Here is a 21,511-nt window from a genome sequence, read left to right on the forward strand (position 1 = left end):
GGGCACAATCTCTCCCACGGGCTCATAGGCACTAGGGTTAGGGGGAGCTCACCGGCTATCTCCCGATGATCAGTCGGGGATCTTCTCCGCTAAGGCGGAGAAGATCAAGACATAAGGGTTAGGGTGATGGGGAATTCTGGCCCGGTGACTGACGGTTATTACTGCTCGGAGTCTTTATGCTTATCGATACTTTCCAATGGCAAACCCAGGCCTCGCCTAGCGGTAACTTTGTCCATAACGTCAGAAGTGCGCAGTTCGGCGACGGCTATAAACAGGTCAGCAGCAATGGGCTTAACCAGGCGGTGCAGCAGTGGCAGTTGGCCTATACCGGCCATCCGGCCGTGACCCAGTCGATGCTGGCCTTTTTAAATCAACACGTGCTCGTCGCCTTTTTCTGGACGCCGCCCAACGGCAAGAAAGCGCTATTTCGCGTCAAGTCGGATTCAATCTCCGTCACGCCGCTTGCGCGCAATGTGGAGGCGTTGAGTTTTGCCTTTGAACAAGCCTTCGGCGTATAGGTGCAATCATGTCATTTAACAGTGAAGTGCAAAAGCTGGCGCCTGGGGAACTGATCCAGCTGATTGAAATTGATGGCACCGCCTTTGGCGCGGCCATCATGCGCTTTCATGCGCACAATATTCCCCACACTCAGGCCGAGATCGCGGCGGCGGGCAACGATGCCCAGCGGCTGAATCCAAAATCGATCTGGTGGCAGGGAAACGAGTATGAAGCCTATCCCTACGAAATCACCGGCCTGGCAGCAACCAGCGATGGTTCGCAACCAACGCCCAGGCTCAGCGTCGCTAACCTCAGCAATCTGGTGTCCTCACTGTGCCTGACCTTCAACGATATGGTGCAGGCGAAAGTGCGGGTACACGACACCTTTGCCAAATATCTGGATGCGGCCAACTTCCCCGAGGGGAACGCCCTTGCCGATGCTTCGCAGGAGCGGGTGCAGGTTTTCTACATTGACAGCAAAAGCACCGAAACCAACAGCGTGGTGGAGTTCCAGCTCTGTACACCGTTCGATCTGCAAGGCCAGCAACTGCCCTCGCGACAAATTCACGGGCTTTGCACCTGGTGCATCCGGGGTTGGTACCGCAGCGGCAGGGGTTGCGATTACAGCGGCGGAGCCTGTTTTGATAAGGACGATAAACCGATCGACGATCCGGCGTTGGACGTCTGTGGTGGCCGGGTGTCCTCCTGTAAAAAACGCTTCGGTGACGCGCAACCCCTGGCTTTTGGCGGGTTCCCTGGTTCCAACCTGTTGGGGAGGTAATGATGCAGGCTGAAATCATGCAGGCGATCTGTGAGCATGCCGCAGCGGAGTATCCCAATGAGTCCTGCGGTTTTGTGGTGCAGAACGGGCGTAAGGCGCGTTATCTGCCGTGCCGCAATGTGGCGGAAAACGCGTTGGATAACTTTGTCATTTCCCCTCAGGAATACGCGCAGGCGGAGGATCAAGGCGAGATCATTCGCATCATCCATAGCCACCCAGATGTGCCCGTGTTGATCCCTTCGGAGATGGATCGCCTGCAGTGCGATCACTCGGGCATTGTCTGGGGCATCGTCTCGTGGCCCGAAGGGGATTACACCGAAGTTGTACCACGCGGTGAGCGCCCGTTGGTTGGGCGCAGTTGGCTGTTGGGCCATGCCGACTGCTGGTCATTGATCCGGGATTACTATCGCCAGGAACACAGCATCGCGCTGAATGATTACTCGGTGGAGCATGAATGGTGGATCGACGGTAAAACCCGCCTATATGACGATAACTGGTACGCCGAAGGATTCCGGGAGTTTCAGGGGCCAATGCGTGCGGGCGATATGATCATGATGCAGGTTTCAGCCCCGGTCACCAACCACGCGGGTATATATCTGGGGGACGGCATGATGCTGCATCACCTGTTCGGCCAGCTCAGCCAGCGTTATCCCTACAGCGGATATTTTCAGGAGCGGACGGTACGCGTAGTCCGCAGGAAGGAGCTTCTATGATGCAAACAACAAGACTGATCCGGTTGGGTGGCCAACTGGGCAAAAAGTTCGGTAAAACCCATCGGCTGGTGGTGGCGGATACTCGCGAAGCGCTGCGCGCGCTGTGTATCACGCTGCCCGGATTTGAGAGCTTTATGATGAATGCCCATAAGGACGGCGTGCAGTTTGCCTTCTTCAATGGCCCACAAAATATCGGCCTGGCCGAGTTTGCTACCTCTAAAGGCAGCGCCGACATTCGCATTATGCCGGTGATCGCCGGGAGTAAAAGCGCCGGAGGGTTTCAGATTATCTTGGGAGTGGCAGCGCTGGTAGGGGCATTCTTTACCGCAGGCGGAACGATAGGACTTTACACTTCGGCGTTGGCTGCCTCTGGCGCAACAGCAACTCTTAGTGCCACGGCGGTTGCCGCTGTTAGCGGTTTAACAATGATGGGTGCTTCAATGGTACTCGGTGGTGTCATGCAACTGATGATGCCACAGCCGAATTTCGGCATGTCCTCTTCCCAGTCGGTAGAAAACAAACCCTCCTATGCTTTTGGCTCACCGGTCAACACCACGGCGCAGGGTTACCCGGTGCCGGTGCTGTACGGCGAACGGGAAATCGGTGGCGCGGTAATTTCCGCCGGTATTTACGCTGAAAACCAGCAATAACCCCCTTTAGGGCATTTTTCTACAGGTCGCATTCGCGACCTTTTTTGTGGGCGCAATATGACAAAGTTAACTATTCATGGGCGCAAGGGCGGTGGTGGATCGGCGCATACGCCGGTTGAAGCTCCCGATGATTTGCAGTCCAACGCTAAAATCAAAATCCTGCTGGCGCTGTCTGAAGGGGAAATTGCCGGTGAGTTAGACGGCACCCGCATTCTGCTCGACGGCACCCCGGTACATAACCCCGATGGCAGTGAAAACTTTACCGGCCTGAAGTGGGAGGTACGTAACGGTACCCAGACTCAGGATTATATCCAGGGCATGCCGGATGTAGAGTCTGAAACGCCGGTCAACGTCAAGCTGACCACCACGAACGTCTGGACCAAAACCTTCACCCGAACCGATATCGACGCGCTGCGTATTCGCATGGGCTTCCCGGCGCTGTTCCAGCAGGAAGATAACGGCGATATGAACGGTTCGCTGGTGGAATACCTGATCGAGCTTTCCACCGACGGCGGAGCCTATAAAACCGTGGTCACCGGCACGCTAAAGGGCAAAACCACCAGCCTGTACGAGCGCGATCACCGGATTAATCTACCTAAGGCAACCACCAGCTGGACGCTGCGCATCAAGCGCATCACCCCAGACTCCACCAGCAGCAAGCTGGTAAACACTACCCAGATCCAGACCTACACCGAGATCGTGGACGCCAAGTTCCGCTATCCCAACACCGCCTTGCTGTTTATCGAGTTCGATGCCCAGCAGTTCAGCTCGGTACCGAAAATTACGCTCAAGCCGAAGGGCAAAATCATCCGCGTGCCAACCAACTACGATCCGTTGGCGCGGACCTACAGCGGCAATTGGGATGGCAGTTTTAAATGGGCCTGGAGCAACAACCCGGCCTGGGTGTTTTACGATATCGCGCTGGACAAGAATTACGGCTTAGGCAACCGGGTTACCGCCGCCGAGATCGACAAATGGGGGCTGTACAGCATCGCGCAGTATTGCGATGAATTGATTGATGATGGTTTGGGTGGCGGCGGTAAAGAACCGCGTTTCCTTTGTGACGTATACATCCAGTCGCAGCAGGATGCTTACACCGTATTACGTGATATCGCCGCCATCTTCCGCGGCATCACCTACTGGGGCAACGATCAGCTGTTTGCCTACGCGGATATGCCGCGCGATGTGGATTTCGTTTATTCGCGGGCCAACGTCATCGGTGGTGAATTTGCCTATGCGTCGGGGTCTTACAAGAATCGCTATACCTCGGCGCTGGTGAAGTGGGGGGATCCGGCCAACCATTATGCCGACGCGGTGGAAGCGGCTTACGATAACGAACTGGTGAAGCGCTACGGCGTTAACCAGACTGAAATCACCGCCATTGGCTGCACGCGGCGCACCGAGGCTCACCGCCGTGGGCGCTGGGCAATCCTGAGTAATGCCAAAGATCGTACCGTCAGCTTTACCGTCGGGTTGGACGGCAATATCCCGCTACCAGCTCGGATCATCGGCATTGCAGATGCCATGCTGGCAGGCAAGACCAACGGCGGGCGCATCCATTCTGCGCAGGATCGCGTGGTGGTGCTGGATCGTGAAGTAGCATTTGGTAAAGGCGATCGCCTGATCGTCAATTTGCCAGACGGCACGGCGCAGACTCGTACCATCGCCAGTATCGCGGCAGACAAGCTTACGGTGACGCTGACCGCACCGTTCCGCCAGCAGCCAGAGGCTGAAGCCGTTTGGAGTATCGATTCTGACAGCCTGGCGATCCAGCAGTTCCGTGTGGTGTCGGTCCAGTCCAACGATGATGGCACCTTCGCCATTAACGCCGTTGAGCACGATCCGGATAAATACGCCTTTATCGATAACGGCATCCGCCTGGATGCGCCGCCAATCACCGTCACGCCACCAGGAGCGATGCCTGCTCCTGCGAATATCGCCATCTCGCGTTACGACTACGTTAGCCAGGGAATTAACGTTGCCTCAATGCGGGGGCAGTGGCGTGCTGTGGCTGGCGCGGTGACCTATGAAGCCCAGTGGCGCAAAGATAACGGCAACTGGGTGAATGTGGGATCGACGCCTTCACTCGGGTTTGACGTTAACGGCATTTATGCCGGTAACTACGACGTGCGGGTACGAGCGGTGAATGCGGTGGGTGTTTCCTCACAGTGGGGTTATGCCGAGCCAAGCTATCTGGCAGGAAAAGCGGGTGTACCGCCCAAGATTGTCTCGTTGACGGCAACCAAGGATGTGGTGTTTGGCATCCAGCTTTCCTGGGGCTTTGGCCAGAACTCTGCCGACGGCCTGAAAACCACCCTGATGGTAGCCAGCCGGGCGGATTTCGCCGACGAACGGTTACTGGCCGATGTGCCTTATCCGCAGCATCGCTATGACATGCAGGGTCTGCGTGCCGGGCAAGTGCTGTACTTCCGCGCGGCCTTTACCGACAAAACCGGCAACCAGTCCGACTGGAGCGAGTTTGTGCGCGGGATGGCTTCGGACAGTGCGGACGTGGTGTTGGCGCAGATCGCACAAAGCATTACCGAGACCGAACTGGGCAAAGATCTGTTGGAGAAGATCAACAGCCTGCCTTCGGATCAGAACGTCCAGGATCTGGCCGAGAAGATCGCCCAGGCGCAGGCCGATATCGAGGCGAACAGGGATGCGTTGCAAGGGGATGTCGATACCCTGCAAGCAGCGCTGAACAAGGTTAACGCCGAGCTGGCGGGCCGAAATGCCGATCTGAGCAATGCTGTTGATGTGCTGCAACAGGATTTGACGCAGCTGGGCAAAGCCGCCATCGAAAACAGTCTGACCATCGAGCATAACCGCCAAAAACTCGCCCAGGCTCAGGAGGCGCTGAATAGCGATATCAAGGATGCGCGCGGGGAAATTGACAGCACCCGAGCCAACTTGGCGCGTGCAGATGCCGAACTACAAGCCAAGGTCGATGCCCTTACCGGTGGCACCAACGCGGCCATGGCCGAGGTCGCTTCGCAGATCACTCAATTGCAGGATGATGATCAGCAACTGGCCAGCAAGCTAGACGTGGTGATTGCCAAGGCCGAGGGGAATGCCGCGCAAATCGCGCAGGAGAAAGCGGCGCGAGTGGATGCCGATGGGGCGTTAGCCAAGGATATCAGCTCGGTGAAAGCCACGGCGGATAATCAGCAGGGTTTGATTATCAAGCTGGAGCAGGCGCAGGCCGATGCCGATTCTGCTTTGGCTAAGGTGGAGTCCAACGTTTCCGCCAATGCCAAGGCAATTGGCAGCAACAAGACGGAACAGGACAAGGTTAACTCGCAGGTTACGCAGAAAACCGAAGCGCTGGCCGATCAGCAGAAAACGCAGGGCCAGCAGCTCAGTGGGCTGACTTCTGAGTTTAGCGAAAACCGTGCGGATGTAACCCAACAGCTGAAAACGCTGGCGGCGACAGACTCGGCTCAGGCCCAGCAGATTTCCGGTTTGCAGGCCAGCACGGGCAGTAACACTGCGGCTATCCAGGCAGAGGCGAAATCCCGTTCCGATGCCGACGGTGCGCTGAGCCAACGGGTTGACGTGATCCAGGCGACCAGCCAGGAAAACACGGCGGCCATCACCCGCCTTGGTATCGCGCAAACCGAAGCCGAAAGCAGCACGGCCAGCCTGCAACAGGCATTGGAGGCTACGGCCAAGGCGAATATCGAACAGGCGCTTAAGCAGGATAACGATGTTCAACGTCTGGACGAGAGCAGCGCCCGGTTAACCACGGCGCAAACCGTTTTCGCCGATCGGCAGCAGGCGCAGGCCCAGCAGATCACGCAGCTGGACGCGAACTTTGGTGATGTGTCTGCGCAGTTGCAGCAGGAGATCACCACCAGGGCCAGCGAGACCGGCGCGTTGTCGCAACGCTTTGACCATCTGAGCGCAGATGTCGGCAGTAATCAGGCTGAGGTCAATCAGCGTTTGCAGGCGCTGGTGGATAGCGGCAGTGCTCAAGCGTCGTTAATTACTGGCCTGGGGGCAGCCAGTGGCGAAAATAAAGCGGCGATCGCCGCTGAATCGCAAGCGCGGACTACGGCAGACGAAGCGCTATCTCGGCAATTGAGTTCGCTGGACTCCACCGTCGGGCAAAATACGGCGGCCATCAACGATCGGCTACAGACGTTGGCCAATCAAGACTCGGCCATGGCAGAGCAGATTGGTTCATTAACGGCGACCTCTGGCGAAAACAGCGCGGCGATCGGAGAGCTGAAGCAGGCTCAAAGCGACTCGGCAGGTTCGCAGGCTTCACTTAGCAGCTCGCTTGAAGCCATTGCCAAGGCGGATATCGAGCAGTCGTTAAAGCAGGCGGAAGACGTTATCAGCAATGACGTGGTCACCGCATCGATCAAGACCCAGCAGAACGTGATGGCGGACGATCAGCGCGCCCAGGCGCAGCAGATCACCGAATTACGCGCGAGCTTTGGTGATGTTGATGCGCGCTTGATGACGGAACAGACGGTGCGTGCGGAAGCTGACAAGGCGTTATCCCAGCAGGTGACAGCGCTGGCAGGCACCGTGGGGGACAACAATGCCCAACTCAATCAGCAACTGCAGGTGCTGGTGGATACAGACAGCGCCCAGGCCAAGCTGATTAACGATCTGACCAGCCGCACGGGAGCAAATGAGGCTTCGGTTACCGCCTTGAGTCAAACGCTTACCGATAACAGTAGCGCAACGGCTCAGCAAATTGGTGCTCTGCAATCCGCTACTGGTGACAATACTTCGGCGATTACCTCGCTGTCGAAAACCGTGACCGATAACCAATCGGCAACGGCCAGAGAGCTTGGGTCGTTGAATTCTGCTGTAGGTAGCAATGCCTCGGCTATCAGTTCGCTGTCGGAGAGCGTTACTGATAACCAGAAATCAACTTCACAGCAAATTACCAACTTATCTACCTCGGTAGGGGGAAATACAGCAGAGATTGAAAAACGTGGACAAACAGTTTTTGACATGGCTGGGATTGGTAAAGCGACGTTTTCAATTAAAACAGGCGTGAATTATAAAGGGCAGTATCACAGCGCTGGAATGGCCATTGGAGTCGAAACGCGTGCGGATGGAACCGTTGATAGGCAAGTTTTATTTGATGCTAATAGATTTGCTTTCCTTGATAGTTCCACATCCAAGGTTACATTACCATTCACGATCCAGAATGGACAGACGTTTATTAATTCTGCATTTATTGCTGACGGAACGATTACTAATGCTAAGATAGGAAATTATATCCAGTCAAATAACTACGACTGGAATAAAAGAACTGGTTGGGCTATTGATAAAAATGGTAGTGCTGTTTTTAATAACGTTACTGCTAGAGGCCATGTTGAGGCGACTTCAGGAACGCTTGAAAATGTTACTATAAAAGGCACTGCAACTATTGAACGGGTAGTAGCAAGTTCGATTGAGGGAGATATAGCAAAAATAATCCCGGTTAGTGCTGGTGGCTCTGTGGTGATAATGCCCCAGCCATTTTCACGAACAGTTTTTATACCCATGATTACGGCATCAGCTTATACAACGGAGTATGAGACAGGCGGTAGTAATAATAACCATACTGTTTATAGTTACGGTTCCGCTGCAGCATCCGTTTTGGTCAATGGTTCTATTGGAAAAGCGATATCGGTAAAGGCAAGCTCTAATATGCGGTTGGCAACGGACAGTGACTCTTATTCTTTCTCTTTGCTGGCAAATAATAGTGTAACCATTCAATATGTTGCATCTGCTGATAATGGCAATTATTTAAAAGCTATCGCTGTGTTTGCAGTAAAATCATAAATAAATCCTGGATGTTACTAAGGTAACTTAATTTAAAGCCATGATCCGCCATGTGCGGTTATTTTATTTGGAGTAATAATATATGTGGTACAAAACAGGCACGATCAATTTAATCGCTAATAACGCAACCGTAATGGGTACAGGCACCGCGTGGGCCGATGCCAAGTTTGGCGTGATGCCAGGTATGATTTTGCTGGCACCGGACAATAAGCTGTATGAAGTTAAACAGGTAAATAGCAATACCTCGCTGACCCTTAACAGCAATTATGCAGGCTCAACGGCCAGCGGGCAGAGTTATGCGATTATCACTACCTATGAAGGTGATATCAGTCAGTTCTCCGCTCGCTTTGCGGCGATGCTGACTTTCTTCCAGGGTAGCCGCAATGATACGGTGAGTTGGTTTACTGGTTCAGGAGATATGACCTTTACCAAGGATGATGGTACAAAACTAACTGTGCCGACGTTGGCGAAGATCCAGTCGGATTCAGTATCCAGAACATTGACCGAAGATCAGAAAGTTGCCAGTACGGTCTTACTTTCAAAACCAACCCGATTGTCATCTATCGCGACAATCGGGTTTACCCCATCAACGCAGGGAGCATGGGTTAGCTGGGGTCGTGTTGGCGCGGGTGATACAGAAGGTTATAATGGTGCAACAGATTTTATTAACAATAGGGGGAACGGAGTTGGTGGGTGGAACTTCTGGAACAGTAATGGAACAACTACAAACTTGTCAGCAAAAATAAGCCCTAATGGATATATAACTGCTGTTGGTGGTTTCATATCAACAGGTGATCAAGTTATGCAAGCCGGGGCAACGACACCTAATTTGTTGATAAGATTGAAAGATGTCTCAGGAGTAGAGAAAGGGGCTGTCTATGCCCAGACCGATACTGGAGCCATGAATATCCGCTGGAATGGTACTACAAATACAGCGTCTTTCCGTCCTGATGGTTTCGTATCTTTGTCTAATGGACTGGTCTTAGGTAATGCATTTACAACTATTGAAAAAGTTCCAGATCTAGGAGCACTTCCATTTGTATTTCGTGGAGGCGATCGTGCTGATTTGGTTCACCCTAATAATGCCAATATCGCAACGTCAAATGGTTTCTCTGTTGTATCTACTGCGACAACAGGCTTGGTATCAAACGTGACTTATGGTACCCCTGTATTTTCGGTAAACGCTCGAACTGGGACCGCTCAAGTACTCAATGACTTCACAATCGCAGGTAAAACAGCATTAAAGGTCGGGGATTATGGTATTGGTAAAGATTTTTTGCCTCTTGTTCCTGATGTTACATTGGCCTCTGATTATAGGGTTAATGGATCATGGTACGTTACAAATACATATACAAGAGATGCATTTGGGAATGTGCCTAATCATATGTTTAATATTTCAGGTCATGTAAACAAATCATATTGTGCTCAGCTATCAATTCAGAGGGATAATGATAAAATAGCATTTCGTGGAATTAAAAATAATATTGTAGGGGCATGGAATGAACTTGTTGTCAACAATACAGAGGCTCAAATAGTTCCTCCATTATTATCATCTGGCACTAACGGAAACAGATATTGCAAAATTGCAGAGCAATCAATAACGACAGTTTCAGCTAGAGGTATGCATTTTATGATTACCGGTGGGCGGAGCTATGCAGCTGCCAATCCTGGTCTTGATATAATGCATATCTATTTCAGTGCGAGAAACTCAACAACATCAGCATTGGCATCTACAGGTCTTCAAGTATTGAGAACTGGTCTCACATCAGGTGGTAACATTAGTGCTGGAGCTGTATATAATCCTACGACAGCGATGTGGGAATTATGGATTTCTGGAGCGGGTTATAATTCGCCGAGTATTTCATTAATTGGCAACGTTGTTTCAGGAACCCAAGGCTTAATACCTATTGAGACCAGTACCTGGACTGCGACTATGCCTAGCGGTTTCATGGCTGTTACAGAAAAGCGTGTTTGGACCGATTTCAACAGTACTGTTGATGCCAACGGGTTCTTAAAAGTGGCATCCCCGATTGTTAGACTACAGGGTAACGGTTTCTGCACCCTTAACGATGAATCACAAGGTGTAACCACAGAGCGCATCGATTTAGGTGTATACGAGGTTAAAGGCTCATTAGGCTTTGCTGAGGAAGGCTGGAACATCGAGGTCCCGCAGGACGTCAACGGTAACCGCCTGTGCTTCGTCGCCACCGAAGTGGCCGAAGACGGCACGATCACGGTCAAGGTCAGCAAACGCCGCTTTGATATTGATACCGCAGCGATCGTTGCAGGGGAGCCGATGGATATTCCTGAAGGGCGCTGGATCGATCTGCGTTTGGAGATGCCGCCGGTTGAGGAGGTTCAGAGCGAGCCAGAGCCGGAAAGCTACGAAGGTGAAATGACGAGCGAGTAAGTTGTATCGACAGTGAAACGGTGTTGTCCTGAAGTTGCCCAGATCCGTTTGCTGTGAATAAGCTTGGAAAGTATTGGGGGGAGGCAGCCTCCCCAATATTGGATGTTTTAACGATATTTAATAAAGCGAATAGCCATTATGCAGCGGGCTTTTGTACCGCCAGGATAAAGATCATCGGGCGTTCTTTCTCTTCATCCAGTGCCGGATTGTCAGCAATCTGCTGTGCCGAAGGACCCCACTCGTTCAGATAGCGGATGGTGAATCCCTGCTGGACCAGCAAATTGATATAGGTGCCCAGCATACGGTGCTGCTTGATCACGCCTTCCGCCAGCCAGTTGGAAATACGTTGCCCTTCTTGCTGATAGCCATTGATTGGCCAAGATTTTTGCCCTGCCTCATCCACCAACCAGCCCTGATGCTTTGGCGCAGTATAAATTGGGTGCTCGGCGGTAAAAATAAACTCCCCACCATTCACCAATGCCTGATAAACGGTTGCGAACAGTTTGCCGAGGTCTTCGATATAGTGCAGCGTCAGCGAGCTATAGACCAAATCAAAGCTTGCTGCCGGGAGCTGTAGCGCCTCCAGATCCTGCTGGCGGTATTCAATCGCCGGATCTTCGGTCATCTCTTTTGCCTTGCCCAACATCTTCTCTGAAAGATCCATTCCCAGCACCTGGGCTGCACCTTGCTCACGAGCACTGCGGCAGAACCAACCGTAACCACAGCCAAGATCGACCACCTTTTTGCCCTGCAAATCGGGCAGAATGCTGCGGATGGTTGACCATTCCGGCGCGCCATCTAAACCCTGCACCGAACGGCTGAGCTGTGCATAGCCGTCGAAGAAGGTTTGATTGTCATAGATATTTTGCGACATAACGTCTCCTGTATTAAATAAACCGCATAACAGCGCGGCGCATTAATGGTATTCGTTCAGCAACTGACTGCCAACAAAAATAGGGCATAATGTAGCGACCACAGAATAAATCAGGAGTTTGGGTGAATATTATTTCGGTGCGTCAGGAGCCAGCCTATCGCGATGTGGCTATCGATTATTTCCAGCGTCAGTGGGCATCACCAGAAACCATGATGCTGTATCAAGACTCGATAACCCGCTGTATCGAGGCGGTAAACCCGCTGCCACAGTGGTATTTGTTGCTGGATGGGGAAACCGTTGTGGGTTGCGCGGGTTTGATTACCAATGACTTTATCAGCCGCATGGAGCTGTATCCGTGGCTATGTGCGTTGTATGTCGATGAACATTATCGCGGGCAGGGTTGCGGTGCATTGTTGGTCAACCATGTAGCCAAAGCCGCAGGCGAACTGGGATTTCCCCGTTTGCATCTGTGTACCGATCATGTGGGTTATTACGAGAAATTGGGTTTCAGCTTTGATGGGCTTGGCTATCACCCGTGGGGTGAGTCGTCACGGGTCTATTCGTTGGATCTTGCCTAGGGGCGTAGGGGTTAAGCGGGCGCAACATGCAGCGCCCCAACAAAAGAGTGATCGGGTTATTTGGGCTGGTTCCAAGGCATTTTGACCAACAGCGTCGCCATCCCGCAAAATCCGCTGATGCCGGCAAATAGCAATCCAGCACCGACAAAGCCGGACAACAGGAAGAACAGGGGAGAGATTACATACCCCAAGATTGTCCCAGCCAGAATAAGGGAGCCAGCAGCAATCTGCACCTGTCGCATGAGGGGGAGTGGCTGGTTGTTACCCTTGATGACAGCCAATCCCTGTTGCTTCCAGCCGTTGATACCGCCTTCAAGCAGATAAACCTTGGCAGGCGTTGCGGCCCCTGCCAATAGCGCTGCGTTTTCTGCCGTACGGCGGCCAGACTGACAGTGAAAAATCACCACATCCTGTTCACTAACGGCCTGCGGTTTGCCACCTTTCTCAATATCAGTCAGCGACAGCAAGCTGGCTTGGGCAATGTGCTCGTGGGCATACTCATCCTTTCCGCGAATATCCAGCAGCTGCGCTCCCTGCATGATTAATTTTTGCGCTTGCTGGGCAGTTATCGTTTCTATGTTCATGGTGTCCTCAGGGGCAATAGATGGCTTTTAGCGTGCTGATGACCTGCTGCACGGCGCTATTTTTAATTGAGTAGTTGATGCGCTGCCGATCGCGGGTGCTTTCAATCAGCCCTTCCTCGCGCATCTTGGCCAGATGCTGTGAGGTCGCTGAGGGACTAAGCCCGGTAGCTAACGCCAGCTCACCGGCACTGGTACCTGGCGCGTCCACCAACATACAAAGGATCAACAGGCGGCGGGGGTTGCTCATGGCTTTGAGCAACGTCGCGGCGGCATTGGCGCTGGCAAGCAGCGAGGCGTTTTCGTCAGTCATTCGTTATTTTAGTATTTGCTAAATTTAGTAAACACTAAAGTAATTGGCGGAAAAATGCACGTGTTTTTTCAAGCGGCAGACAAAGGCCAAACTTGGGCTCATGCACAACGATATATACCGGCTATAGGGAGCGGCGCGTGAGGCCTTCGTAAATCAGCTTAATGGCGAAAGCCCCAATCACCACACCGATCGCTCGGCTGGCTACCCGTTGCATGCTGGCATAGGTGCGCCGTACCGCAGGCAAGGAGAATGCCTGGCTGAGAAAAACTCGCCAGATAACCGAACTGAGCACTATTCCCAGCCAGGCACTCAGTTTGGCCCAGGCGGGCGTATTGGCGCTGAGGGTTACGGAGAAGATACTGATGAAAAACAGCACCGTCTGCGGATTGGAGAGATCGGTGATCAGGCCCCGGCGGAAGAAGATATACCAAGTCGCACTGAGCGGTTGTTGCAGCGCAGGGGAGTGTGGCGTTACCTGCTTATTCATACTCTTATAGGCAAACCATAGAAGATATAACCCGCCGATGACCTTGATGAACGAGAAGATCCCCTCGCATTGGGTGATCAACGTTGCCATGCCAAACAGGCCCAGCCCGGAATAAAAGGCGTCACCCAGCGCTACGCCAAGCCCGGTAAGCATGCCTGCTCGGCTGCCGGAAGCCAGGCTGGTTTGCACCACGACGAACAGGTTGGCGCCGGGGTTAAAAAACGTTAACACAAACAGGCCGATCGTCAGGGTGATTGCATGTACTGGATCCATTGCGGCTATCCTTTCTGCGCTCAAACGCCAATGATATGGCTAGTCCTGCGCCGGAGATGCGAATCTCATCACATCCACGACTGAGTAATGATAGAACCCTATCAGGCCCACTATAGGGTGAGGATCTAAACGGTGAAAAACCTTTAAGCAGCAGTTCTCAAATTGTGCTCGATCTGATAAAAAATAGACTTGTTGCTCGTGAAGGGACTCAACTATGACGTTTGATGAAAAGAAAGAACGGGCATTAGCGTTGATGGCAGAGAAAAAGATGTGGCGTAGCAATTATGCTCCACCACTCCTGCGCCAGTTGTGGAAGTTAGGCGTCCAGATCCCACCGCCACCGTTTATGCCGTTCTGGCTGAATGTGCTTTGCTTCGGCGTCTTTTTTGGAGCTGTGTGGGGCCTGTTTATGTGGTTTACCATCTGGAACAGTGAAGGCTACAGCGTAATAATGGCGCTGCAGACAAGCTTGTTGGCTGGTGGACTGTTTGGCTTGATGATGGCGCTATATCACTATTGGCGCAAGAGGGTAAACAAGCTGCCGGACTGGGACAGTCTTTGATTGGCGGGTGGGGGCATAAGCCACTCGCCTGAGCCCCCAGCAAGCTGTGCTGTCAGCCTTTAGGCAATAAGGCACCAATCAGTGAGGTAAACACGCCTCCAGTGGTAAAGGCATGCGCTGTTTTGTATTCCTCACCCTTGATGTCTTTAAATCTGGCAAGGGCCGCTTGCGGGGAAGTGGATTGCAACTCTTCAAATTGCTTGGCATAGCCTTTATCTAACAGGTGCTTTTGATTATCTGCGAAATCGGGTACAGAGTTATCCAGTACCACAATCTGCTCGTCCTTCACGAAAAAACTGTAAATCACCATAGTATCTTCCTTTAGCTGGTGTCACGACTATCCCAAGATCGGATGAATTCTGCGCACTGTCAAGGTGGGCTATCAGGAAACAGTTTCTGCCACCACTCTGGTTTCAAATCTTCAAACGAATGGTATTCCGGTGCCAGCGCAGGATCGTTTGGGTTATCAAATACCCCACTCAGTAATGCAATAACGGGGCCGTCATCTATGGCACCAATGGAACTGCCACACCGTGGGCAAAAGGCTCGGCTTGAGGCCGGTGAGGAACGGTAGGTTGCGGGTTTGCCACCTTCCCCGATCCATTGCACATTGGAAGGCGAGAACTCAATCCATGCCGCGGACTGGGCACCGGTGTGCTTTTGGCAAATATCGCATGAGCAGGTGTGTGGGTTTGCTGGGCTGGTTGCCTTAAAGCGTATGGCTCCGCACAGGCAGCCGCCGGAAAACTCGTTGGTCATGCGTATTTGCTCGATGGTTGAGTGGGAGTTTAAAGTTAGCAGCGGAGATTCTATATCGCTATAACTGAAGGTAATTTATTGATGTTTAGAGTTATATTTTGGTATGACTGTTCAGCTTTTTAAAGCTTAACGCAGGAGCTCAAAAGCTAAAGAAGAGGGTGTTGATATCAGGCATTGCACCCCAAGGCCGCTTTCGCGACCTTGGGCAACTGTCTACAGCCATTAATTTTCCACTGTTTCGCTAACAATAATCATTGTATTTTCTCTCCTCAGAATACCTTCATTCAATAAAACTTCTATGACTTCAGATATTGTCTTTCTCAAGACGCTGCTTGTTGCTCTGAATCCCAACATTCTGGAAACAGATGAAATGATCTCGTCATCTGTGGCCCCTAAGTTTCTTATCACCACTGCATTGATGCCGACGGCTATTTCTTCAGGAGCAATCATTTCAGGTTTTCTCAGACCAGATGACTGAACGTTCTGTCGATTTCGGAGCGTGACTTCTGAGGTGCTACACATAAGGAAATTCCCAGCCTGCAATATCGTTCCTTTTTTGCATGCGATATTGATTGCCTGATTTACTGCCGCTTCTATTCTTGCCCCGGCACGCTGTAACCCCCATGCGGTTCTTAGGCGTGTAACGACTTCACTGACATGAATTGGTGACTCTGTTTGAACAATTTTTTCAATCAGGTCTACCAAAATGCTCGCTGGTGTTTCATGCAACTGCCAATTGGCATGAAACTCTGGGGTAGACTCGATATAATTATCAACATTCTCAAGACTCTGTTCAGCATCGACGAGACCAATTTCTGTTACAGACTCACGTTCAATAGTGATAATTTCAATGGGCACAGCTCTGGTATCAGAACTCCTGCGCTCCGAACGAAGGGCAAGTTCATTTTTTGCTGTTTCGATTGCTTCGACAGTACGTTGCAACTGTTCTTCTGGTCGCTGGAACCAGTCTGAACTCCAAATTCGGTGAATAATCCACCCATGATCCTCCAGCACGGATTGGCGCAATCTGTCACGTTCACGGGCGGACCGAGAGCTATGATAGGCTCGACCATCACACTCAATGCCAATCAGATATCGTCCTGGCATATCAGGATCTGCAATGGCTAAATCGATAAAGAATCCAGCAATGCCAACTTGTGGATGGACCTGGTAACCTCTCTTTTGAAGTGCATCAGCCACCTGTTCCTCAAACACACTATCCATTGTACGATCGGATTTTTGAGCCAGGGATAAACGTCCTGTGCGAGCGTATTGAAGAAACAGTTTGAACGCAAAGACACCTTTGCCTTTTGCCCGCTCAAGATCGATATCTTCGTCAGTGATTGACGCAAAAACCTCACAACGTCGTTTTGCTCTACTTATCAGAACATTCAAGCGGCGTTCTCCTCCCTCCGCACCTAGAGGGCCGAAACGCATCGCCATGTAACCATTGGTATTTTTGGCATAGCCAACGGAAATCATAATAACATCGCGCTCATCTCCCTGAACGTTCTCTAGGTTTTTAACAAAGAATGGTTCATTTGGATGGGCATGGAAGAAATCTTCCAACTCCGGATTCAAGCGGCGTAATACCTCTAGTTCATCCTGGATTGCTTTTCGCTGTGAAACCGAGAATGTCGCAACACCCAGAGACAGCCCTTTATGATTTTGTGCGTGTTCCATTATTGCTGTAGCTACACGCCTTGCTTCCACCGGGTTAGAGCTGCTGCTTCCCGACTCAAAAACACCATTTTGTACATGATGAAATAGCAACCCCATTCCGGCTTCTTGAGTGTACGGGCTAGGTACTATAAAGAGTTTATTCTCATAAAATTGGCTGTTAGATACAGCAATTAATGATTGATGGCGGCTACGATAATGCCAACGCAACATTCTCTGCGGTAACCCTCTGGCGACAAATAATCCCAATACACTCTCGATATCTGCCACCTGTGAAAGTTCATCATCATCCTCATTATCCGATTCCGTCATTCTAGAGAAGAAGCTGGTTGGGGGTAATTGTCGTTCATCACCTACGACAACCACTTGCCCACATCTTGCAATGGCGCCGATGGCATCAACAGGTTGGATCTGGCTAGCTTCATCCATCACGAGAAGATCAAATTTTTGGCATCCAGGTACCAGAAATTGTGCAATAGATAATGGACTCATCATCATTACTGGTTTTAGAGCTTGTATCGCCATGCCAGCCTTTAGCATTAGCTGCCGGATTGGCATGTGCCCCCTCTTACGTGCCATTTCTGCACGCAGAATACCAACAGGGCCCGCACCACCTATTTGAGATGGAATTCTACGATGATGTGCTCTAACCACTTCAAAGCTAGCTGCTTTGATACGCTTACGATCCAAGTCAGAAAACTTTTCCACTTCTCGGGAGTGAAGCTCTCCATCAAATCGAACAAGCTCAGGCTCTTGCTCCACCATTAATGCCATTAAGGATTCATAATAAGTACGTTCAACAGCGGTGAAGCTGTTTTCTTGCGTAAGGCTTCCATTTGCAAGTTTTTCAATAAACTCGCTCATGCCTAGCTTTTTAGCTAAAGAAGCTCGGTATTGCCAAGCAACCCATTTGGAAAGCTGTTCTGAATTATCCATCCACAATAGCAACTTAGTGCCTGCTGCTAGTATTGATAACTCATCAATTGAAGCTACTTTAAACAGCGTCTCAGTTTTTGAAGCTAATCTTATCGACAGGTTATCGATAGTGTTGATAAGTTTAATGCCTGTCTGTTGATATTCCTTTGCAAGTTCCGCTATTTCATTTCGTTCGTTGATGTTGGCTGCAATATAACGTAAATCCTGATGCTGCTCTATCCAGTTGGATGCTTGCATCAATGATTTCCAATCGGAATTACTTTTCATCCAGCTATTAGCAAATGCCTGAGTGCCTAGAATATCAAAAGAGTCTATTGTCTGAGATAGTTGCTTCAATTTTATGATTTTCGATAGTAAGTGTCGCCTTTTACTTAAGTTGTCTGGCGGGTTTTTAAATATATCTCTAGATCTTTCGTCAACCCAGATTAACTTTTTAACATATTTATCGATAAAATTAAGAGGTACGCGACTTATAGAAAAGTTATTTTCAAAGAATTCATTTGGAGTCGAGCCGAAAGCGTTCCATAGAGTATCTAACTGAACACTTACCTGTTCAAATGTGGTGTTAAGTTGTTCAACTTGGTATTTGACTAAATCACGATCCGCAAGGCGGCTAGCAAGAACCCGAGTTTCTGTATTGAATTCTTTTAATGTCTTCATCCAATCGATAAGTGCTAATAGTAGTTGGTTATTGCTATTTTCTCCACGCCAATCACTGCCAAATGCGGATTGTCCAAATGCATCAAGTTCTTTTATTTTTTTTCTTAACGATTGTACTTCCAGCAGTTTATCTAGTAATTCAACTTGCAATGGAATTGGCATTGAAGGGTCGCGAATAAGGGATCGCACAAAAGCCCGGGATTTTCGCCATTCACTGCTGAAAAACCGAAGTGGATCTGTTTGTACTGCTAAACTGTTTCTCGCAGTAATAACGTCAGCTTCCCAGGCAAACCCTTGTAGTTGGTGTTCAATATTAGAATACGTTTCGGTTAATCGTATTATCGAGTTAACGAGGTCTGAAGCTTGTTCAACACCTTGCTCCCAAACGGATGCAATGAGGGCTTCGGGGCTGACATCGGGCACAGAGGCCACTTTTTCACCTAGTTCGATCAACTGCTTGATATCTTGGCAAGTATCCCGTCCTGTTTGGGACCCTAATTCAAGCTGTAGTTGACGTGCTTCAGCCAGCAGTTTTGTCAACGACCTCTGAAGAGGAATTGCAGTGGCAAAGCCTGAGGGTAATAAACTATCCGGAAGCGCTTTTAATTCAACCTCAAGTTCAGTAAGAGGCATGTTTAAATTTCCAACTACAATCTCACTCTCAAGTTCTGCAAAGCTCCTTTGATAATCAAGGCCTAAATTAATTAGATTATTGATCTCTACTAGTTTACTTTTCCATATTGGCGAGGTTAAGGCTTCCACAGAGAGATTTGGCGCGCTATTAATGTGCTCCGTAACCACCACGAGTTCATCAATATCTTTGAAGGTGTTAGGAGCAGGAAATAACGCTACATTTCTTGCTAGCGCTACAGTTTTAGAATAAAAATCTGCAAGTTGGATTAGCACTGCGTTAATATCAGGGACTAAACGTTCCACCTCGCTGGGTATTATTATTTCAAGACCAACGCCATGCCACGGGTGATTATCAGGTATCCCAATATCATTTACCCTATCTAAGAGTTCTTTTGTAAGCTCTAAGCGTTTTGTAACATCATTGCTGCTCCATAATTCGATACCGTGCAAACGGAAATTTGTTGGGGTTTGGCCAACCTGGCGTAGGCGGACTAAGTGACCCATGACTTGATATGGAGTGAGCTCCGAAGGGCTATAAACCTTATGGATCCTCGCAGGATGCTGGTTTAATAGGTCTCGAACTTCGGTCAGATTATCTATCAATGTATCTGAGAATTCTCCGCGGGGGGAACCTAATTCCCAAACTCTTTTAAGTTCTTCCAGGAAGGCGCGCTTGTTTGTTTTGTTGCTGTGTAACTCTAGACAAGCATCGCCAACGCCGTACTGATCAAGGCGACGCTTAACAACCTCTAGAGCAGCCATTTTTTCAGCAACGAAAAGAACTGTTTTTCCATCCGCTACAGCAGAAGCAATGATGTTTGCGATAGTTTGTGACTTACCTGTTCCAGGTGGCCCCTGTATGACTAAACTTTTACCCCGACGGACCTCATGAATCGCAAGAGTTTGTGAACTGTCACTATCCATGATGTGCAGCATATCTTTTGGTGGAATAATAGGGTCGATTGGTACATCTTCGGATAGCAGACTGTCATCTTCATCAAACCCATCCGACATCAGTGCACGGATAATGGGTTGGGAGGTAATACTATCTTTGGCGGGCCAATTAGCAGGATCTAGATCGCGATACATTAAAAACTTAGCGAAGGAAAATAAGCCCAAAGAGATATCATTTTCTAGAACTTGCCAATCAGGCTTAAGGCTGACTGCTTCAGCTATATCTGACATGTAACTAATGATATTTAATTCATGATTATCATCTAGTCTCATCTCTGGAAGAGTAATTTGGTGAATTCTTTCTAAAAAAGCCTCAAGGGAAAGGTTGGCGATAATTTCTTCGTTCCTTGCTCGTAGTTTAAACCTTTCACCAACATTGCCACGTTCAAGAGTTACAGGAATTAAAATTAACGGTGCATAGCGAATATTTTCTTTATTAGCAGGATCTATCCATTTTAACGTTCCCAGTGCTAAATAAAGAATATTGACACCTTGTTCTTCCTCTAACGTTCTAGAATCGTGATAAAGGTCCAATAGCCTTTTTTGTAACCCTTTAGCCGTTAGCCTTGTTTGGAGTTTTGTATCTAAATGCTGTGCTTTTGGAGTATCATCTTCTTTGAACGGATAGAGAAATGTTTCAATGTCATCATTCACTTCTTCACTTTCCTGGCTATCATCATCTTTGCCAGTTTTTCCATGCAGGAAGGTAAAGGTTTTAGCTTCAACCACTAATAGCTTATAAATATCTTCAGAGCGCTCATCACACACATCAAGAAATTTTGACGTCCGTGCTCTGGGAATGTTGAGCAATCTATTTCTAGCACCTAAATCAAGCAGTTGCGCTCGTGCTCTTTCAAGTTTTTGCTCAAGGGAGAATGCATTGCTTTGAAATAGTGTCCCTTCGTTATCATTCATACAATTATTAGTCCGTCATATTGTTCTTGTTAACCCCTACGCTATCTGAGATATCATTGCGGTAGGATGCTATGAAAGAGTGCTGATGAATATTTTATAATAATTTAATAATGACTTTACTCCAGCCCCGAGAGGAAGTGAAGAGGGGTATTCTGGTTTAGGTCTCTGTTTTCGCGTCTTTTGCCGATTGGTCGCAAGATTACCTTTCTAAGTTTCGATGAGATAGAGGAAGGGATAGAGTGCGGTCCACACGTTTAGATAGGCTATTTGATGTTATTAGGAAAATTCTCACCCATTAAAATTTTCCTCCATAAAGTCGCTAGCCTCATCTTCTAGGAGCGTAGGTTTCAAACACAAAAAAGCCCGCAACGTGAATTGCGGGCTTTTTCGTCACTGTCGCCGGGTCTATCTGGTATCACTGGCGACCTATTTGGTGGGCTGGGGGAGTCTGAATTGGTCAT

At 49.7% G+C, this 21,511-nt stretch carries 15 protein-coding genes; 8 read left to right on the forward strand and 7 right to left on the reverse strand.

Translation table 11 applies throughout. From position 1 onward, the window contains the following. Positions 1-176 precede the first annotated feature (176 nt). The 6 genes from ACMV5I_RS21920 to ACMV5I_RS21945 all read left to right on the forward strand — a co-directional run bounded on the left by ACMV5I_RS21920 (position 177) and on the right by ACMV5I_RS21945 (position 10,845). A complete protein-coding gene (locus ACMV5I_RS21920) occupies positions 177-518 on the forward strand; it encodes a phage tail protein (protein ID WP_024486957.1) in 342 nt (113 codons plus the stop codon). 8 nt (positions 519-526) lie between these two features. After that, a complete protein-coding gene (locus tag ACMV5I_RS21925; protein WP_414825248.1) occupies positions 527-1,279 on the forward strand; it encodes a phage minor tail protein L in 753 nt (250 codons plus the stop codon). Positions 1,280-1,281: 2 nt separating this feature from the next. After that, the gene (locus tag ACMV5I_RS21930; protein ID WP_121607624.1) at positions 1,282-1,992 is read left to right on the forward strand and encodes a C40 family peptidase; all 711 of its coding nucleotides are present in this window, start codon (positions 1,282-1,284) and stop codon (positions 1,990-1,992) included. Continuing rightward, on the forward strand, positions 1,989-2,642 hold the full coding sequence (locus tag ACMV5I_RS21935) for a tail assembly protein (protein WP_121607623.1): 654 nt from the start codon (positions 1,989-1,991) through the stop codon (positions 2,640-2,642). Before ACMV5I_RS21930 ends, ACMV5I_RS21935 begins: the two co-directional genes overlap by 4 nt. Positions 2,643-2,699: 57 nt before the next feature. Further along, positions 2,700-8,435 (forward strand): phage tail tip protein, encoded by a 5,736-nt coding sequence (locus ACMV5I_RS21940; protein WP_414825249.1) that lies wholly within the window; start codon positions 2,700-2,702, stop codon positions 8,433-8,435. An 82-nt stretch (positions 8,436-8,517) separates the two neighbouring features. Next, entirely contained in the window at positions 8,518-10,845 is a 2,328-nt protein-coding gene (locus ACMV5I_RS21945) for a hypothetical protein (RefSeq protein WP_414825250.1), read from the forward strand. A 136-nt stretch (positions 10,846-10,981) separates the two neighbouring features. Here ACMV5I_RS21945 and ACMV5I_RS21950 read toward each other — a convergent pair whose 3' ends face one another. Beyond that, on the reverse strand, positions 10,982-11,719 hold the full coding sequence (locus ACMV5I_RS21950; RefSeq protein ID WP_199063623.1) for a class I SAM-dependent methyltransferase: 738 nt from the start codon (positions 11,717-11,719) through the stop codon (positions 10,982-10,984). A 122-nt stretch (positions 11,720-11,841) separates the two neighbouring features. Between ACMV5I_RS21950 and ACMV5I_RS21955 the strand changes: the two genes are divergently transcribed. Next, positions 11,842-12,297 (forward strand): GNAT family N-acetyltransferase, encoded by a 456-nt coding sequence (locus ACMV5I_RS21955; RefSeq protein ID WP_414825251.1) that lies wholly within the window; start codon positions 11,842-11,844, stop codon positions 12,295-12,297. 56 nt (positions 12,298-12,353) lie between these two features. On the opposite strand, the gene ACMV5I_RS21960 is transcribed toward ACMV5I_RS21955, so the two are convergent. The 3 genes from ACMV5I_RS21960 to ACMV5I_RS21970 form a co-directional block, all read right to left on the reverse strand. After that, positions 12,354-12,881 carry a rhodanese family protein gene (locus ACMV5I_RS21960; RefSeq protein ID WP_414825252.1) on the reverse strand — a complete coding sequence of 176 codons (528 nt, stop codon included), beginning with the start codon at positions 12,879-12,881 and terminating at the stop codon, positions 12,354-12,356. Between the two features lie 7 nt (positions 12,882-12,888). Further along, positions 12,889-13,191 (reverse strand): ArsR/SmtB family transcription factor, encoded by a 303-nt coding sequence (locus tag ACMV5I_RS21965; protein ID WP_024530946.1) that lies wholly within the window; start codon positions 13,189-13,191, stop codon positions 12,889-12,891. Between the two features lie 121 nt (positions 13,192-13,312). Continuing rightward, complete coding sequence (locus tag ACMV5I_RS21970; RefSeq protein WP_414825253.1) at positions 13,313-13,951, reverse strand: LysE family transporter; 639 nt, start codon at positions 13,949-13,951, stop codon at positions 13,313-13,315. A 214-nt stretch (positions 13,952-14,165) separates the two neighbouring features. Between ACMV5I_RS21970 and ACMV5I_RS21975 the strand changes: the two genes are divergently transcribed. Continuing rightward, positions 14,166-14,513 carry a DUF6404 family protein gene (locus ACMV5I_RS21975; RefSeq protein ID WP_414825254.1) on the forward strand — a complete coding sequence of 116 codons (348 nt, stop codon included), beginning with the start codon at positions 14,166-14,168 and terminating at the stop codon, positions 14,511-14,513. Positions 14,514-14,565: 52 nt separating this feature from the next. Here the strand turns inward: ACMV5I_RS21975 and ACMV5I_RS21980 are convergent, their stop codons facing one another. The 3 genes from ACMV5I_RS21980 to ACMV5I_RS21990 form a co-directional block, all read right to left on the reverse strand. Beyond that, positions 14,566-14,823, reverse strand: coding sequence for a hypothetical protein (locus ACMV5I_RS21980; protein WP_414825255.1), 258 nt, complete (start codon positions 14,821-14,823; stop codon positions 14,566-14,568). Positions 14,824-14,882: 59 nt separating this feature from the next. Further along, a complete protein-coding gene (locus ACMV5I_RS21985) occupies positions 14,883-15,272 on the reverse strand; it encodes a GFA family protein (protein WP_414825256.1) in 390 nt (129 codons plus the stop codon). Positions 15,273-15,494: 222 nt separating this feature from the next. Continuing rightward, the gene (locus ACMV5I_RS21990; RefSeq protein WP_414825257.1) at positions 15,495-21,050 is read right to left on the reverse strand and encodes a DUF3320 domain-containing protein; all 5,556 of its coding nucleotides are present in this window, start codon (positions 21,048-21,050) and stop codon (positions 15,495-15,497) included. Positions 21,051-21,511: the final 461 nt, after the last annotated feature.

The organism is Serratia sp. T13T92, assembly GCF_047530105.1.
GTDB classification, from domain to species: Bacteria; Pseudomonadota; Gammaproteobacteria; order Enterobacterales; family Enterobacteriaceae; genus Chania; species Chania fonticola.

What these genes read in the sequence shown, in the direction of transcription:
- ACMV5I_RS21965 (WP_024530946.1), bottom strand. Translation starts at nt 13,191, where the DNA reads ATGACTGACGAAAACGCCTCGCTGCTTGCCAGCGCCAATGCCGCCGCG.
- ACMV5I_RS21950 (WP_199063623.1), bottom strand. Translation starts at nt 11,719, where the DNA reads ATGTCGCAAAATATCTATGACAATCAAACCTTCTTCGACGGCTATGCA.
- ACMV5I_RS21930 (WP_121607624.1), top strand. Translation starts at nt 1,282, where the DNA reads ATGCAGGCTGAAATCATGCAGGCGATCTGTGAGCATGCCGCAGCGGAG.
- ACMV5I_RS21985 (WP_414825256.1), bottom strand. Translation starts at nt 15,272, where the DNA reads ATGACCAACGAGTTTTCCGGCGGCTGCCTGTGCGGAGCCATACGCTTT.
- ACMV5I_RS21990 (WP_414825257.1), bottom strand. Translation starts at nt 21,050, where the DNA reads ATGAATGATAACGAAGGGACACTATTTCAAAGCAATGCATTCTCCCTT.
- ACMV5I_RS21935 (WP_121607623.1), top strand. Translation starts at nt 1,989, where the DNA reads ATGATGCAAACAACAAGACTGATCCGGTTGGGTGGCCAACTGGGCAAA.
- ACMV5I_RS21925 (WP_414825248.1), top strand. Translation starts at nt 527, where the DNA reads ATGTCATTTAACAGTGAAGTGCAAAAGCTGGCGCCTGGGGAACTGATC.
- ACMV5I_RS21940 (WP_414825249.1), top strand. Translation starts at nt 2,700, where the DNA reads ATGACAAAGTTAACTATTCATGGGCGCAAGGGCGGTGGTGGATCGGCG.
- ACMV5I_RS21975 (WP_414825254.1), top strand. Translation starts at nt 14,166, where the DNA reads ATGACGTTTGATGAAAAGAAAGAACGGGCATTAGCGTTGATGGCAGAG.
- ACMV5I_RS21920 (WP_024486957.1), top strand. Translation starts at nt 177, where the DNA reads ATGCTTATCGATACTTTCCAATGGCAAACCCAGGCCTCGCCTAGCGGT.
- ACMV5I_RS21960 (WP_414825252.1), bottom strand. Translation starts at nt 12,881, where the DNA reads ATGAACATAGAAACGATAACTGCCCAGCAAGCGCAAAAATTAATCATG.
- ACMV5I_RS21980 (WP_414825255.1), bottom strand. Translation starts at nt 14,823, where the DNA reads ATGGTGATTTACAGTTTTTTCGTGAAGGACGAGCAGATTGTGGTACTG.
- ACMV5I_RS21945 (WP_414825250.1), top strand. Translation starts at nt 8,518, where the DNA reads ATGTGGTACAAAACAGGCACGATCAATTTAATCGCTAATAACGCAACC.
- ACMV5I_RS21970 (WP_414825253.1), bottom strand. Translation starts at nt 13,951, where the DNA reads ATGGATCCAGTACATGCAATCACCCTGACGATCGGCCTGTTTGTGTTA.